Origin of the sequence: Myxococcus eversor (genome assembly GCF_010894455.1) — a bacterium.
GTDB lineage: Bacteria > Myxococcota > Myxococcia > Myxococcales > Myxococcaceae > Myxococcus > Myxococcus eversor.
The window spans coordinates 489,006-505,090 of the sequence record NZ_JAAIXY010000005.1; the positions used below are offsets into that span (position 1 = coordinate 489,006).

Below are 16,085 nucleotides of genomic sequence, written 5' to 3' on the forward strand. Positions count from 1 at the left end.
CGTGCGCGCCGGCATCCTCATCTGCCTCTGTCTGGGACTGTCCGCGGTGGCGTCCGCGGAGTGGAAGGAAGGCCTCACGGTCCCGGGAGAGCCTCGCGACGTGAGGGCATGGGAGCCCTTCACCGTCGCCATCGCTCACTCCACGGGCGCGGAGCTGCACGTCAACGAGGAGCAGGTGGCCAACCGCAACCTGTCGCCCGCCGTGGGCACGTTGTTGTTGACCTCGGGTTGCTTCGCGGGCGTGCGCAGCGACGGCGAAATCTTCGCCTACAACAACTGTCTGCCCAACGGCAGCATCATCCCCAACCTGCCCACCGCGACGACGATGGAGGTCCGCCGGGTGATGCAGACCGCGTCGGGCACCGGCTACGCCGCCATCGCCGTCGACACGAACGACCTCCTGCTGTTGCACGCGACGCCATCCGAGACGGCCACCTTCCCCTGGCCCACCCGAGTCCTGGAGACGACCCAGTTCCGGGCCACGTCGGTGATGGGAGTGACGGAGTCCGCGGGGGGAGTGACGCATGCGCTCGTCCCTGTCACCGGCACGCCGAACCTCATCTACCTTCGCGGCGACAAGGTGGAGGCCTCGTTCAGCATGAATCCGGCGCTGACGCCGCTGCCGCTCCAGACGGTGGACCTCATCCCCACGAGCGGGCTGTTTCCCATCCTCCTGGCGGGCAACGCGGACGGCCTCTTCCGGGCGCCCATCTCGGCATCTCCGGCGCCTGGGGATTTCAGTCGAGTCACGCTGGTCGACTCGGGGCCGGTGAGCATCGTCTCCGTCGATGTGAATACCGAGCTGAGCACCGGCCGGGGAACGGGCTTTGGCCTCGCGGTGGGCACGCGCAATGGCGGAGAGCATGTCGTGCTCGGCGCCGTGCCGACAGGAAGCGCCAGCGACTCCGGCACCACGTGGCGAGTGCATCCCGCGTTCGCGAACGCGTCGCTGCCGGTGTCGGACCCGTTCGACCAGGTGTCCTGCGTGGACTCCAGCTTCTGCGTCATCACCCTGCGCAACCAGGGGCAGAACGTCATCTATTACGTCAACGCCGTGGCCCCGCTGTTCGGCGCGATTCCGGACCCCGTCCTCATCGACGAGGGAACGACGCGGATACTGGATGTCATGGCGAGCGACGAGGACGGCGACGCGGTGCGGGTCTCCGCCGACGTGGGGGCGACGCCGCTGACCGTCAACGCCACGCCTGGGGTGGATGCGCTGTCGCTGTCCCTCACCGCCCCGGAGGTCTGCGAGCCGACCACGACCCAGTTCACCGTGTTCGCCTCGGACGGCCTGGGCGCGCATGACCGGCAGACCACGGTGACGGTGCGAATCGAGAACACGGAAGGGCCCGGAGCGCCCGGGGTGCTGCCGCTCCAGGGGAACACCACCACGGCGGGAGGCTCCTCGCTCGTGTTCACCGCCTCCCCGAGCGCCGGAATCTGCGAGTCGGTGGACTACGTGTGGAACGCCCCCCCGGGCCAGCCGATGTTGCAGACAGAGGAGGATGGCCGCGTCGCGACGTTCGTGCCCCCGGAGTTCCTCTGCTCCGCGACGGGCGCGCGCTACACCTACGAAGTCCGTGCACGGGACAAGGGGCGGACTCCGTCCGAGCCCACGTCTATCTCCGTCGACGTGCGGCCCTGGGGCAAGCCGGCAGCGCCCTTCGCGCCGAACACGGTTCGACAGGTGAGGTCGGGGAGCACCGTGGAACTGCGTCCCGAGGCGCTGCACGCCTGCGAGGCCACGGCGGGTCTCCCCCAGTTGGAGACGGTGTGGCGGCTCCAGGATGGAAGCTCCGTGCCTCCAGGGCTCACGGTGAAGGACGGTGCTGGCAATCCCGTCGACCTCACGTCGCCCGTCACGGCGCCGGCGCTCCAGGTGTCGGCGGAGGGCTGCGAGCTGGCGGCGCTGACGCTGGTGGCGCGCAACCGGATGACCGTCCCTGGAGTCGGCGTGGTGGAGGGGCCCGAGGCCCCGGTACGAGTGGACGCCCAGCCAGAAGCGGAGGACGTGTCCGCCGCGAGCCTAGACCTGTCGCTGCGCGTCACCTTGGGCGGACAGGACGTCGAGGCGACCTTGGGCACGTCGCTGCGCTGCCCCGGGACGTACGCGCTCAAGGCGCGCATGTTCCTGGAGTCCGTCGACGGCGTGCAGCTTGCCTCCCAGGTGGTGCCCGTGCCGGGCGCCTGGCGCTTTCAGTTGCCCTCGGTCTGCTCGGCCACCACGTACACCGTGCGCGGAGAGCTCTTCTCCGATGTCTCCACGCCCGTCGAAGCGGGCCGCGCGCGACAGTCGCTGACGGCGGAGGCACGGGCCGTGGCCCTGGGGGGGGTGGAGGGTGATGCGCTGGTGGCGCGTTGTGGCGAAGGCGCGAAGACGACCCTGACACAGCGGATTCCTCCCGATGCGTGCGCGGACGTGGAGGTCTCCTGGTCCAGGGACAGCGGCCCCGCGCTCGCGCAGGACGAATTGTCGGGGACGAGCGTCACCGTGGCCACGCTCGAGACGGGCCTGCAGGAACTGGTGGGGACGTCCATCACCCTGCGCGTCACCGCCGACGCGGGTGGGGGCAATGCGGCCACGCGGGTGCACACGGTGCCGATTGTCGCGGACCCCTTCGTCGACGTGGCGCACTCCACGGAGTCCACCTCCGGCCAGGAGACGGGGCTGGTGGGCGTGGTGGTGCAGTTGAGCAACACCACGGACTGCGGCGTCACCGGCCTGCGTCATGTGGAGCGCATCGAGGGCATGGAGCTGGTGCCCGGCAGCGTGAAGGTGGCGGGCGCGACGCTGGCGGAGCAGTCAGTCGAAGGCGGCTTCCAGGTGGAGGGCGTGGCGTTGGCCGCTCACGAGACGCGCACGCTGACGTACGTGGTCCGTCCCCGCCTGCTGTCGTCGCCGCGCTTCGCCGGTGAGGTGTTCCTCAACGGCGTGCCCGTGTCCGGGGCGTCGTTGAGCGAACAACCGTCGTCCTGTGGCTGCTCGCAGGGAGGCTCGGGCGCGGCGCTGTTCGGACTGCTTGCGATGGCACAGTGGCTGCGCCGCCGTCGAGATGGCACGCGGCGCTGACTCAGCGGCCGATCGCGGTGGCGCAGTGGCTGTGCCGGCGTCGAGACGGCACGCTGCGCTGACTTAGAGGCCGAAGGAGATCCGGTGGCGGCGGCTCGGCGTCTCCGGCCGCTCCTCCAGCACGCCGAGCAGCTCCAGGCCCCGCAGCGTCGCCAGCGCCTGTCGCTCCGACAGGTCCGTCAGCGCGAGCAGGTCCTCCACCGTCTTGCTGCCGTCCGCGTAGGCCAGCAGCAACGCCTGCGGCCCCTGCAGCTTCAGCTCGTGCAGGCCGTACGGCGGATCGGCGGTGGGGAAGAGGCGGCGCCCTTGCCCCATGCGCTGCCGCAGGGCCACCAGCGTCTCCGTCTTCTCCACGCCCTCCAACACCAGGTCGCCCGGGAACACGGACAGCTTCACCAGGTCCGCGCGCTGCGGCCTCATGGCGCTGAAGCCGTAGGCACCCTCCGTCCAGGTGAAGGTGGACCAGAGCAGCTCGCGGACCTGCTCCTCCAGGAGCTGTCGCCGCCAAGGCGCATCCAGCAGGCCCTGGCGAATCATCGCCTCACCGGTGCGCAGGCCCTCCTGCCGGGCGAAGGCGGCCACCTCCGCGAGCTTCTGCTCCGTGAGCACGCCCTTGCGGACACAGAAGCGACCGAAGCGCTCGTGGGCCAGATTGGAGGCCGCGTACACGATGCGGCCGGACTCGAAGTAGACGACCTTGAGGATGGAGCCCTGCTGGAGCTTCAGCTCTCCATGGTGCCGCGCCTCGTAGTAGGCGTTGAGCAGCCGCGCCACCGAGGTGTCCTTCAGGTCTCCCGCGAGGGACCACTCGGGCAGCGCGCGCCGCGTCTTGGCCGTCGTGGGCTGCGCGCCCGTCCACACCTTCTCCCGGTGCGCGAAGGGCAGCGGCAGCGCGGGCTCCTCGCTCTCCAGTCCGGGCAGCGGGGCGGAGTCGGGGATGGTCTGCATGGGAGCGCTGGCCTCGCCGCCGTCCTCGGCTTCGGGAACCAGCTCCTCCAGGACGATGAGGTCCGCGTCGTCGAGCAGCTCGTCCTGGGCCGCGCCATCCTCCACGGGCGGTGGCGCGCGGGGCGCGGGCTCCACGCCGCTCGCCTGCTCCAGGGCTTCCATCACCTGGATGAGCTCGAAGGGCTTCTCGAAGAAGGCCCTGGCGCCATGGACCTGCACGGCCTCCTGCGCGAAGCGGTCACCCTTGTACACACCGCTCACGGCGATGGCGGGGATGCCGTGGGCCCGCAGGGCGGCGAGCACCTCGCTGCCACGGATGTCCGGCAGGAGCAGGTCCACCAGCGCCGCGTCCCACTTGGAGCCGGGGCTGAGCGCCTCCAACGCGGCCTCGCCGGTGTGCACGGCGCGCGCGTCGTGGCCCCGGCTCTGGGCCGTGGAGACGATGAGGGAGGCCAGCTCGTGGTTGTCCTCGACGATGAGCAGTCGCGCCATGGGCGGCGGGACCATACCATCCGCCCTCATGAACGTTCAGGGCTTCCACCATGTCGCAATCCAGGCGGAGGACATCGAGCGGGTGACGGCCTTCTACAGGGACTTGCTGGGCTTCCCCGAGCTCACCCGCCACCTGCGCCCGGACGGCTCCTTGCGGAGCATCTGGGTGGGCGTGCCCGGGGGCGGCTTCCTGGCCATCGAGGCGGCGGGCATGGCGCCAGAGCCGCTCCCGTTCCGCCACGAGCGCCCGGGCCTGCTGATGCTCGCGTTCCGAATCGCCAGGACGGAGCGGGACGCGGTGGTGTCCGAGCTTACTCAGGCGGGCGTCCCGCTGGAGCACGAGACGCGGTGGACGGTGTACGTGCGGGACCCGGAGGGCAACCGGGTGGCGCTCAGCCACCACCCGGAGGACTAGGAGCCCTGGGTGTGCGTGCTTGCGGAGTGGGATGGGGCGCGGCTACAAGCCGGACATGCGCCTGGGCGAACAGCTCCTGAATGATGGCCTCGTCACCGCGGAGGGACTCGAGGAAGCACTCGAGGCCCAGGTGGTGCATGGCGGCCGGCTCGGGACGAACCTGGTGGAGCTGGGGCTGCTGTCCGAGGTGGACCTGGCCAAGACGCTGGGGACGCTGCACAACAGCGCGTTCGCCTCCGGGGAGATGGTGCCGGACCCCAAGGCGCTGGAGCTGGTGCCGCCCAACCAGGCGGATGACAAGGAGCTGCTCCCCATGCGGGTGGATGCGACGCGCCTGAGCGTCGCCGTCGTCAACCCGCACGACTTCACGACGTTGGACGCGATTGCCTTCAAGACGGGCAAGCGCGTGGTGCCGGTGGTCATCCCCGAGTTCCGGATGAACCAGCTGCTGCGCCGCTACACCAAGGCCTTCCGTCCGCTGCGCGCCATCGACATGAACGCGGTGCGGCCTCGCCCCAAGCCGGGCTCGCAGGCGGCGGCGGAGATCGCGAAGGCCGAGGAGAAGCCGCCCGACCTGATGAGCGAGGAGGAGTTCCAGTCCGTCTACGCGCAGGCGCTGCGCGGTGGCGCGGACTACGAAGGGGACATGGGCGAGGAGGAGGTCATCACCGGCGTCGAGGTGGTGGAAGCCCTCCCCGAGCTCCCGCCGATTCCCATGCCGACGGCGCCGGTGGCGCGTCCGGTGGTGGCTCCGCCTCCCGCGATGCAGCCTCCCGCGCCGCGCCCGGTGGCTCCGCCGACGCCTCCCGTGCAGGCGGGCATTCCCGTGGCCCCCCTGCCTCCGGTGGCGCCCGTCGCCCCGCCGCCCATGGCCGCCGCGCCCGTGCAGCGCGCGCCCGAGCCTGCTCCCACGCCGCTGACGTTCGCGGAGGCGCAGGCGGAGCTGGCGCGCAGCACGGACCGCGAGGACGTGGCGCGCACGGTGCTGCGCTTCGCATTGGGCAAGTGGCGGCGCAACCTGCTGCTGTCCGTGCAGGGCAGCCTCGTCACGGGCTGGCACGGCATGGGCCCGGGGGTGCGCGAGGCGGCGGTGCGTCGCATCGGCGTGGCGCTCCGGGAGCAGAGCACGTTCCGGTTGGTGCGAGACACGCGCTCGCACTACGTCGGGCCGGTGCGCCGGGACGCGGCGATGGGCGTGTTCTACAAGCTGCTGGGGGGCGGCTTCCCGACGACGGCGGTCATCCTGCCGCTGCTCGTCCGAGGCAAGGTGGTCCACTTGCTGTACGTGGACAACGGGCCGGATCAGCTCACGCCGCCTGACGTGGGCGAGCTGATGATCCTCTCGCAAAGCGTGGGTCGCTCGTACGAGGCGATGATGCGGCGCCGCAAGAGCGCGTAGTCGTCATCCGGGATTCTGGGAGACGGTTCGTCTGTTCGGTGTCGCCGCGATGTCGTGGCGTCACGGGGTCCGGGTGTGTTCCGGCCCTGTGACGGGTGCGGATTCACGGGAGCAACGCGTGGAAGACGATGGCAACCAGGGGGCCGCACGGCAGGACGCTCGGCTGGCAGAGCTCCTCGCCGCGATGGAGGCCTCCAACCGGGGCGACTTCTCGCGGCGAGTGCCCGTCCGAGGCACGAACACGCTCGAGGACCGACTGGCGGAGACCTTCAACGCGGGGGTGGAGCGCCTGTCGTCCCTTGCTCGGGACGTGACTCGGGTGGGCCGTGAGGTGGGAGTGGAGGGCCGGCTGGGTGCACGTGTCGACGTGTCGGGGACCGAGGGCGCGTGGCGGGAGCTGGGCGACGGGGTGAACGTGCTCGCCGGGCTCGCGAAGATGTTGTCGGAGGACTCGGACCATCGCCTGGGGCCGAAGGAGGCGGAGTATGCGCGGACCATCCATGCCTCGGGCGTGGACCTGCTCAGCCTCATCAATGACCTGTTGGACTTGTCCAAGGTGGAGGCGGGGAAGCTTCAGGTCGAACCGGAGGACGTGCCGCTCGCGGAGGTGAAGGCGCTCATCGAGCGCGACTTCCAGCACGTCGCCGAGCAGAAGGGGCTGGGCTTTGGTGTCGTGCTCTCCAGCTCGCTGCCCCGGACGATGCGCACCGACTCGCTGCGCTTGCGGCAGGTGCTCATGAACCTGCTTTCGAATGCCTTCAAGTTCACCGACTCGGGGCGGGTGGAGCTGCGCGTCGCGCTGATGGGGCGGGGGCTGCTCCATTTCGAGAGCCCCGTGCTGAATCGCGCCGAAGGGGTGCTGGCGTTCAGCGTGGTGGATACGGGCATTGGCATCGCGCAGGACAAGCTCCAGCGCATCTTCGAGGCGTTCCATCAGGCGGAGCCGGGCACGAGTCGCAAGTACGGAGGCACGGGTCTGGGGTTGTCCATCAGCCGCGAACTGGCGCACCTGCTGGGAGGAGAGCTGCACGTCGCCAGCGAGCTGGGGCGGGGCAGCACCTTCACGCTCTACGTGCCCGACGTCTACGTGGGTGAGGAGTCCCAGGCGGAAGGCGAAGCGGGCGGACAGCGGAACTTCGCGCGGGCCGGGGAGTCGATGGTGGAGGTCTCCGCGGTCGAACTCCCCACGTTCGCGCGCGGTGATGAGTCGACGCGGAGCGGTCCGCGTGCGCCGGGCGAGGTGATTCCTTACGAGCCCTTCGCGGGGTCTTCGTTCCTGGAAGGGGAGCGGGAACGGACCACCCGGCGTCGCGTGCTCGTGGCGGACGACAACATCCGTGAGGCGTTCTCGCTCATCAGCGTGTTGGAGTCGCGGGGCCTGGAGGTCCTCCATGCGGAGAGCCTGGGCGAGACGCTGCGTGTCCTGGGGGACTCGCCGGAGGTCGATGGCCTGCTGCTGCTGCTCCCGATGATGGAGGAGGGCCATGTCGTCCTGAAGAAGCTCCGTGAGGATGCGCGCTTCGTGGACATGCCCATCGTCGTCGTCACGGCCCAGCCGAGCGACGACGAGCGGGCGAGATGCCTGGACGCGGGTGCCAGCGACTGTGTGGCGCGGCCCCTGGACACCGACCGGGTCCTGGAGCTTCTGCGCCTGGAGCGTCGCGAGTAGTCACGGCGCACCAGGGAGCACGTGTCAGGTCGGGCGAGTCTCGCTGGCAGGGCTCGGGGTGAGGAGCCGCTGCCAGCGGGGACCGAGGGGGCCTACTCCTCGGAGGGCGTCTCGAAGTCCACGTCGAACGAGACGCGCTGGCCGGGCTCCAGCTTGAACGTCTTCGCCCACCGCGCGCCGTTGGCGATGACGAGGAGCTGATGCGTGCCCTCGTAGGCGTCCTGCTCCTCCACGGGCGCGGCGCCGATGAGCCGGCCGTTGAGGGTGACGATGGCGTCCTTCGGCGCGCGGACGTTGATGAAGCCCTTGTTCAGGAAGAGCTGCTGCGCGTTGCGCCCGCCCGCGGTGATGGTGAACGTGCGAGCCACCTGGATGCCGAGCACGGCGTTGGTGAGCGTGAACACATGTCGGCCCGCGGGCAGCGCCACGCTGAGCGGCGTGCGACCCAGGAACCCACCCGGATAGGACACGTCCACGCGAGGATCCACGGTGAGGTCCAGGTAGCCGGTCGCAATCACCTCGGCGCCCGCGTCCACGCCACCGTCGGCGTTCGCTCCTGCGTCCTCCAGGCCGCCCATCGCGATGGACGGGGGCCCAGCGTCCTCCAGCTCCGCTTCAATCTGGGCCGGCAGGCGCTGGACGATGACGGCCGCGCCACCCAGCGCGAGCACCGTGCCCACGCCGACGACGGCGACCCACGCCCGAGAGGACTTCCGAGGCGCACCGGCCGCTGGCGGCACGGGGCTCGAAGCTGGCACCGCGCCCGCTGGAGTTGCCGGAGCTCCGGACGCACCGGCTCCGTTCGTGACGGGCGTGGGCGATGGCGTGGTGCTCGTGAGTGGCGTGGCACTCGGAGTCGAGGACGCGGTCGCGGCTCCGGCCGGAGTCGGCCCTGAACTCGCGGCGGTCGCCACAGCGGCGGCGGGAGCCACGGTGCTCGTGGCCGTGTCAGCGGTCCCCGTCGACGCCGTGGCGCTCTCGGAAGAAGCGACAGTGGCAGAGGTCCCCGTCGCCGGAATCGTCTCGACGGAAGGCAGGGTGGGGTTGGACGCCGTGGTGCTCGTGGCCTCGGTGGCGGGTGCGGCCGCCGGTGCCGGTGCCGGTGCAACCACGGCGGAGGAGCCCGTGGGCTCTCCCGCGGGTGCCGCGCTGGCCTCGGTGAGCTGCACACCGCTGGTGCCGCCGGACACGGCCGCGAGGATGGAGAGCTGGCCCTGCATCGCCGGCCACACCTTCGGAATGGCCGAGGGTGGCAGGGTGCCGGTGACGAGGAACTCCGCCACGACGGGAGGTGAGACACCGACCTTCTGGAGCACGTCCGCGATGCCCGCCTCGATGACCCGGCGCCGAGCCGCGCGAGCCTCGTTCTCCGGAGGGAAGAGCTTGGCGAGATAGTCCGCCATCGACGTGTGCGCGGGCAGCGTGCCCACCGCATCCACAATCGCTTCGCGGAAGGCGTGCGCGGACGGGTACCGGTCATACGCGCGCTTCGCCGTCGCCTTGCGCACCACCGCGTCCAGCTTCAGCGGCACGTCCTGGGACATCGTCGGCAGCGTGCGAGTGAGTGTCGCCTTGTCCGGGTCCGCGTTCTCCTTGAAGGGCATCTTCCCGGAGAGGCACTCGTGCAGCACCAGTCCGAGCAGGAACACGTCCGACTGGACATTCACGGCCTCGCGACCGCCCAGCAACTGCTCCGGGGCGCTGTATGCGCGGCGGTTCTTCACGCGCTTTCCATCGCGCTCGCGCGGCGCCACGCTGAGGGCGCCGTAGCCCGTCACCTTCGTCAGGCCGCTGAAGGAGAGCATCAGCGTCTCGGGCCGCACATCGCCGTGCACCAGCGGCGTGCCGTCGTCGTTGCCGGCCATGTGCGCGTAGTGCAGGCCCGTGGCGGCATCCGCGGCCACCAGCGCGGCGAGCGGCGGGGGAAGCCGAGGGCTCGCCTCCAGCACGCGCCGCAGGGGCTCACCGTCGGCGAACTCGGTGACGCGCGCCAGGCCACCGTCCTGGGCCGCGAGGCTGTGGACGCGGAGGATGTTCGGATGCTCGAAGACGAGCGCGCGGCCCGTCTCCCGCGTCAGCTTCGCGGTCAGCTCCGGGCTCTGGACGACCTCCTGCGGAGCCCAGATGAGGACCACGGGGCGAGGGGGCAGGCCATCCTCGAGGGCAAGCCCCAGGAAGGCTCGGGAGCCCGCCCCGGCGAGCAGGGGACCAAGTGACAGGTAGCGCACGGTGCTCATGGGGCACGCATGCTAGTGCGAGTTGCGCGCCCTCCGAAATCCGAGGAACCCGCTGCCATGCCTGCCAGGAGGCCTGCCCTACAGGCTCGGCCCCCGGTCCTGCTCGAAGGGCAGCGTGATGTGGTACCCGTAGCGGCCCCTCCGCACGAGCAACAACACGCTCCGTCCGCGCCGCGCCGTGATGAGGGCCTCCTTGAACCCGTCCGCCGACGTCACCGGCTGGTTGTTCACCCGGAGGATGATGTCCCCCGGCTCCAGCCCCACCTCCGCCGCCGCGCTCCCCGCCCTCACCCCATTCAGGGCCAACACCCCCCGCGTCTCCTTCACTTTGAGTCCTAGTCGGTCCCAGGCGAGGGACTCCACCATGCGAGGGGGGAACTCGGAGGGGGTGAGCTGGAGGGTGCGAGTGGCGCCCTCGCGGAAGAGGACGAGGGGGAAGGCGGAGCGGGCGGGGTAGCCGCGCACGCGGGTGTCGAAGTCCTCGGCGTCCTGGATGCGGGAGCCGCCCAGCTCCGCGACGATGTCCCCGCGCTTCACGCCCGCCTGGTCCGCGGGGCTGCCTGTCTCCACGGCCGTCACGAGCGCGCCGTAGGAGCGGTCCCACCCGAGCTGCCGGGCCGCGCGCGGCGTCAGGTCCACGGCGTCCAGGCCCACCCACGACGGGCGCACCTTTCCGAAGCGGGTCAGCTCGTCGACGATGCGGCGCACCTTGTCGGCGGGGATGGCGAAGCCGATGCCCTGCGCGCCGCCGCCGAAGATGGCGGTGTTGATGCCGATGATTTCGCCGTCCACGTTGAGCAGCGGGCCGCCCGAGTTGCCGGGGTTGATGGCCGCGTCCGTCTGGACGAAGTCGTTGTACACGCGGTTGTCCGCGCGGAAGGTGCGGCCCACGGCGGACACGACGCCCGCCGTCACCGTCTTGCTCAGGCCGAACGGGCTGCCGATGGCGACCACCGTCTCGCCAATCATCAGGTCCGCGCTCGTGCCCAGTCGGGCGATGGGCAGCGCCTCCTTCGCCGTCACCTTGAGCACGGCCAAATCATTGCCCGCGTCGCTGCCGATGACCTCCGCGTCGTACGAGCGACCGTCCGCGAGCACGACGTGGATGGCGGACGCGCCCCGGATGACGTGGTCATTGGTGACGATGATGCCCGTCGGGTCGATGATGACGCCGCTGCCCAGGCCCTCGATTTTCTGGCGGCCCTGCTCGCCGCCGCCCATGCCTCCGAAGAACTCCTCCAGCGGAGAACGGCGGCGGAAGCGCGACTCCACCTCCTGTTCGGTGCCGATGTAGACGACGGCCGGGGAGACCTTCTGGACGACCTCCACGACGGCGTCGCGACGCCGGGCCATGTCCGCGCTCGCGCCGCTGGACGCCAACAGCGCCACCACCAAGGGTCCCCACCTCATGACTCCAGCCTTCATGTACGCCCTCCGTGTGCCCGCAGCGGATTGTCCGGCGAATGACACGCAGACTGTCGGGAAGCTGGCGTCATTCCCACGATTCGCTGGAGGCAATGCAGTGCCTTTCATAATCCAGTCCGCACGTCCGTGAACGATTGCATCTCCGGGAGGTGGCTGTTCCCCGAGGATTTCGGTTCATCCCAGGGGCAGGCCGAAGTCCTGGCGGCGTGGCTTGGGGGCCGCGCTGGAGCGGAGGAGCGGAAGAATGAGTCTCGTCCTGGTCGCGGATGATGAGCCCGCGGTGCTGGAAGTTCTCAGTCAGGTGGTGGAGGACCTGGGTCACGAGGTGGTGAAGGCGCGAGACGGCGAGGAGGCCCTGGAGCTGGCCCGGGCGTGTCGCCCACACCTGGTGGTGACGGACCACATGATGCCTCGGCTGAGCGGGGTGGAGCTGTGCCGTCGGCTGAAGCGGGACGTGGACCTCAAGGACGTGCCCGTCATCCTGTTGAGCGCGGTGTTGCCGCAGGGTGCGCCGGAGGCGCATGCGTTCCTGCACAAGCCCTTCGAAATCACGGACTTCGAGGCGCTCATCCACCAGTCGCTCGCGAACGCGCCGAAGCCCGCGTCGAGGGTGGAGGGTCCGCCCGGGGCCACGCTGAGCCAGTGGGCGGCGAGGGCGCTGCAGGGGCCGCTGGAGGAGGCCCGGCGGCAGCTCCGGCTGCTGGAGACGGGGCCGTCGGTGGACCGAGCCGCGCTGGAGATGTTGCGAGCGCAGCTCGAGTCGATGGACGTGGTGGCGTCGGAGCTGGCGCGCCTGCAGGGGGGCGCGCTGTCCGTGGAGTCGCAGGTGGTGCGGGGCCTGACGTTTGGCTCGCGGGTGCCGAAGGGGAGCGTGAGCTGAGGGCTCAGGCCTTCTGGGACTTCAGCATCCAGCCAATCATCTTGTAGAGCAGGCGGGCGCCGACGTTGCCGTCCCACTCGCTGCCTTCGGGGTCCGGGGCGACTTCCGTCAGGTCGAAGCCGACGATGGTGCGTCCGGAGCGGACAACGCCGGAGATGAGGGCGATGGCCTCGGGGAAGGAGAGGCCGCCGGGCACGGGCGTGCCGGTGTGGGGGCAGAGGACGGGGTCCAGGCCGTCGATGTCGAAGGAGAGGTAGACCTGCTGGGGGAGCAGGGCGACCATCTCATCGACCTGGCGGTTCCAGGGGATGCCGTCGAAGCGCTTGTTCTGGAGGGCGGCGTCGAAGAAGCCGTGGACGCGGCCCTTGGAGTCCTCGATGTAGCGGTGCTCTTCCTGGCTCATGTCGCGCAGGCCGACCTGGACGAGCGTCTTCACGCCGGGGAGGCGCTCGGAGACGTTGTACATGATGGACGCGTGGGACCAGGTGAAGCCCTCGTAGGCGACGCGCAGGTCGGCGTGGGCGTCGAGGTGGAGGACGCCGAGGCCGGGGTATTTCTCCGCGTGGGCGCGGATGATGCCGAAGGAGATGGAGTGGTCTCCGCCGACGGCGGCGACGCGCTTGCCCTGGTCGAGCCAGTGCTTGGTGGTGCGGTAGACCAGCTCGTTCATCTGGTCACAGAGGGCGTTGACGTCGCGAGCGGCGGCGAGGAGCTCGGGTTCGCCGGAGTGGATGCCGCCGGCCTCGATGACGACCTGGGCGCGCTCCTTGGCGCGGGTGTTCCAGTCGCGGAGCTCCTCGGACTCGGGGAGCATGGCGATGCCGCGCTCGTAGGGGCGGCCGGTTTCGACGTCGAAGAGGTCGACCTGTCTGCTGGCGTCGAGGACGGCGGCGGGCCCCTCGGAGGTGCCGCCGCCGTAGCTGGTGGTGGCCTCGAAGGGGACGGGGATGAGGACGACGTGCGCCTCATCGGGGGAGTGGGGGAGTCCGAAGACGCCGGAACCCGGCTGCGCCGCGGCGCTGGGGTCGAAGTGGGTGGCCATGGCGGCGGAGGATAAGGGGCCGGGGTCCGGGTGCAACTGTCCGTTAGGGGGACGGTTTGGTGAGCGCGCACTTTCCCCTGATGTTCCCCTCATCCTTCTGACACAGGGAGCCGGGGCCACAGTCATGGTGGGCCTCGCATCCCATGTCGACCGGGCAGTCGAATCCTTGGCCACCGCTCAAGGACTTCACGACGAACTCGCTGTCCGCCACGGATTCGATGATGAGCTGGTTGCCGAACGACCCCTGCTCTTGATGTGTGAGATGGATGGTGCCGCCGTCGGTGGTGACTGTCAGGCGCAGCAGAGGATGCGCCGATCCACTTCCGGCATCTGCTCCCGCATCGGGTGAAGCACATGTTGAGTCAATTGCGGCAGCGAGAGCGGTGATGACTTCTTTGGGCCCTGCACCAGCGTCGACGTTGACGCCAATGTGGGCGTCCGGCACGGTGCCTGTTGTGTCGAACTCGAAAACGAGTCGGCTGTGGCTGTCGCCAATGCTGACGATTTCTTTGTCGAGCACGCCACCGTCAGCGCTGATGTGGATGGTCCCCGTGGCTCTCCCGGCCTGCTGAACGACCGTGCAATCCGCGCTGCAGGTTCCACACGAGTCAGAATTCCCATCGTCGCAGGTTTCGTGTCGTGCACCTTCGTTGTCGTTGGTGTGACCGTCGCCACATTTCGCGAGCTTGCAGAGGTCGACGCAATCATCGTTGTCGAGGTGGTTGCCGTCATCGCACTCTTCACCAGGGTCGAGAATGCCATTGTGACATTCCTCGTCAGAGTGACAGTCCGCACGGCAGCCATCGCCACTCTGGGTGTTGCCATCGTCGCACACCTCACCCAGGTGCTTGTCGACGACGTTGTTGCCGCATCGCTCGGTGGAACGACAATCTGCGCTGCAGCCGTCTGCTGATTCGCGGTTGCCGTCGTCGCACGTCTCACCGATGACTGTGTCGAGCACCCCGTTTCCACAGGTCTCGTCGGAGCGACAGTCTCGGCTACATCCGTCACCGCTCTGCTTGTTCTCGTCGTCGCAGCGTTCCCCCCACTCAGTATTGACGACGCCGTCCCCACACTTCTCCTTGGATTTGCAATCCGCGGAGCATCCGTCGCCACTCTGGTTGTTCCCGTCGTCACAGGCCTCCGTAGGTGCGTCGACGAAGCCGTTGCCGCAGGTTTCATCGGAGAGGCAGTTGGCGCTGCATCTATCAAGGTCCTGTTGGTTGCCATCGTCGCATTTCTCTCCAATGCCTATTTGTTGTACGCCATCTCCGCAGAATTCAAGGATACAGTCGCTTCGGCAGCCATCGCCATTCAAGTCGTTGCCGTCGTCGCATTCCTCGTTGCTGTCCTTGGTGTTGTCGCCGCATGTGTTGCCGATGCACGAGTTTCCATGGGGGGAACACGTGTATCCAGGAGGGCATATCCGTCCATTGGCACAAGAGTCGCTTTGAGGTTCGACGCAGGCCACTAACGGCACAATCACGAGAGCGAGGCTGACCACGGTCATGCGACCGAGGGATATGTCGATACAGTGCATGAGCCACCTCTTCAGAAAAGGACTGTACCCACGACGCCCTTCGACTCGGCGTCGACAGCGGGGGCGATGACCATCGTGGGTCCCTGTTCCGCGGGATTGATGCGGTATGCCCGCTGGCGATTGAGATAGAGCAGCACCGTCCCTGTCACGACGGCGGCACCCCCGAGTGAATAGGCACCTACGGCTCCTGCCTGGAGCCTGGACCCGGTTCTCCGAAGTCCCTCCAGTTCGGGGGTCATTTGACGTCCCCCGGGAGGGATTCGCGAGTCGAAGTCCCGGAAGGACCCATTCGCCTTCCAGTGCAGCACTCCACCACCGCCAGCTGCCGCCAGCCCAGCGCCGAGCACCGTCCACGGAATCCACGCAGCCCACTGGCGCCGATACCGGATGACCTCGTCCTCCGTGTACAGCTCCAGGTCCAACTCCGCCTTCTCCCCAGGCATCAACGGCTGGCGCTTCTCCGTCGGCAGATACCCATCCTTGAAGGCCACGATGCTGTGAACACCGGGCCGGATGAACGCCTGATACCTCCCGGGCGCCTTGAACAGCGATTGCCCATTCAGCGTCACAATCGCCCCCTCTTCGTCACACTTCACATCCACCCAAGCAAGCTGCTTCTCCAGGAGCGCGTTGTACGAGCGTGCATGCTCATACCGACCGGAGTCGAGCGGCTCGGGTCCATGGCCCACCGCTGCCTTCAGGTGCTTGTAGACTTCAATGGGCTGATCGAGGTTCATCAGCGCCAGGGCCAGGTTGTAGTGAATCGCAGGGTGGTTCCAGTGCCGCAGGGCCCGGCGGTAGTTCCGAGTCGCCTCGACGAACACCGACTCACGCAGTCGCTCATTCCCCTCGAAGAAGAGCGCCTGGGCCGCCTGCTGTTCATCCCGTGGTACCCCCAGCGCCCACGGCCGGTTTCCTCCAACATCCAGTGGCGTGTCCACACGCTGCGCCATGGACGCACTCGC

11 protein-coding genes are annotated in these 16,085 nt (G+C 69.1%); 5 read left to right on the forward strand and 6 right to left on the reverse strand.

What is annotated here, in order from left to right; all coding sequences use genetic code 11:
- The first annotated feature begins 1 nt into the window (after position 1).
- Positions 2-3,073, forward strand: coding sequence for a hypothetical protein (locus G4D83_RS13355; RefSeq protein WP_163865097.1), 3,072 nt, complete (start codon positions 2-4; stop codon positions 3,071-3,073).
- A 63-nt stretch (positions 3,074-3,136) separates the two neighbouring features.
- Here the strand turns inward: G4D83_RS13355 and G4D83_RS13360 are convergent, their stop codons facing one another.
- Complete coding sequence (locus G4D83_RS13360) at positions 3,137-4,528, reverse strand: response regulator (protein WP_163865098.1); 1,392 nt, start codon at positions 4,526-4,528, stop codon at positions 3,137-3,139.
- A 13-nt stretch (positions 4,529-4,541) separates the two neighbouring features.
- Here G4D83_RS13360 and G4D83_RS13365 point away from each other — a divergent pair, with 13 nt between their 5' ends.
- The 3 genes from G4D83_RS13365 (at position 4,542) to G4D83_RS13375 (ending at position 7,996) form a co-directional block, all read left to right on the forward strand.
- Entirely contained in the window at positions 4,542-4,928 is a 387-nt protein-coding gene (locus tag G4D83_RS13365; RefSeq protein WP_163865099.1) for a VOC family protein, read from the forward strand.
- A gap of 55 nt (positions 4,929-4,983) precedes the next feature.
- Positions 4,984-6,327, forward strand: coding sequence for a GspE/PulE/PilB domain-containing protein (locus tag G4D83_RS13370; RefSeq protein WP_163865159.1), 1,344 nt, complete (start codon positions 4,984-4,986; stop codon positions 6,325-6,327).
- Between the two features lie 118 nt (positions 6,328-6,445).
- Entirely contained in the window at positions 6,446-7,996 is a 1,551-nt protein-coding gene (locus G4D83_RS13375) for an ATP-binding protein (protein WP_163865100.1), read from the forward strand.
- 92 nt (positions 7,997-8,088) lie between these two features.
- Here G4D83_RS13375 and G4D83_RS13380 read toward each other — a convergent pair whose 3' ends face one another.
- On the reverse strand, positions 8,089-10,233 hold the full coding sequence (locus G4D83_RS13380; protein WP_163865101.1) for a protein kinase domain-containing protein: 2,145 nt from the start codon (positions 10,231-10,233) through the stop codon (positions 8,089-8,091).
- A 78-nt stretch (positions 10,234-10,311) separates the two neighbouring features.
- A complete protein-coding gene (locus G4D83_RS13385) occupies positions 10,312-11,658 on the reverse strand; it encodes a trypsin-like peptidase domain-containing protein (protein WP_163865102.1) in 1,347 nt (448 codons plus the stop codon).
- Between the two features lie 244 nt (positions 11,659-11,902).
- On the opposite strand from G4D83_RS13385, the gene G4D83_RS13390 reads away from it, so the two are divergent.
- A complete protein-coding gene (locus G4D83_RS13390; protein ID WP_163865103.1) occupies positions 11,903-12,538 on the forward strand; it encodes a response regulator in 636 nt (211 codons plus the stop codon).
- A 4-nt stretch (positions 12,539-12,542) separates the two neighbouring features.
- Here G4D83_RS13390 and G4D83_RS13395 read toward each other — a convergent pair whose 3' ends face one another.
- The 3 genes from G4D83_RS13395 to G4D83_RS13405 are packed head-to-tail and all read right to left on the reverse strand — an operon-like array spanning position 12,543 to position 16,073.
- The gene (locus G4D83_RS13395; RefSeq protein WP_163865104.1) at positions 12,543-13,580 is read right to left on the reverse strand and encodes an agmatinase family protein; all 1,038 of its coding nucleotides are present in this window, start codon (positions 13,578-13,580) and stop codon (positions 12,543-12,545) included.
- A 43-nt stretch (positions 13,581-13,623) separates the two neighbouring features.
- A complete protein-coding gene (locus G4D83_RS13400; protein WP_163865105.1) occupies positions 13,624-15,120 on the reverse strand; it encodes a DUF4215 domain-containing cysteine-rich repeat protein in 1,497 nt (498 codons plus the stop codon).
- Between the two features lie 11 nt (positions 15,121-15,131).
- Positions 15,132-16,073 (reverse strand): peptidase associated/transthyretin-like domain-containing protein, encoded by a 942-nt coding sequence (locus tag G4D83_RS13405; protein ID WP_163865106.1) that lies wholly within the window; start codon positions 16,071-16,073, stop codon positions 15,132-15,134.
- Positions 16,074-16,085: the final 12 nt, after the last annotated feature.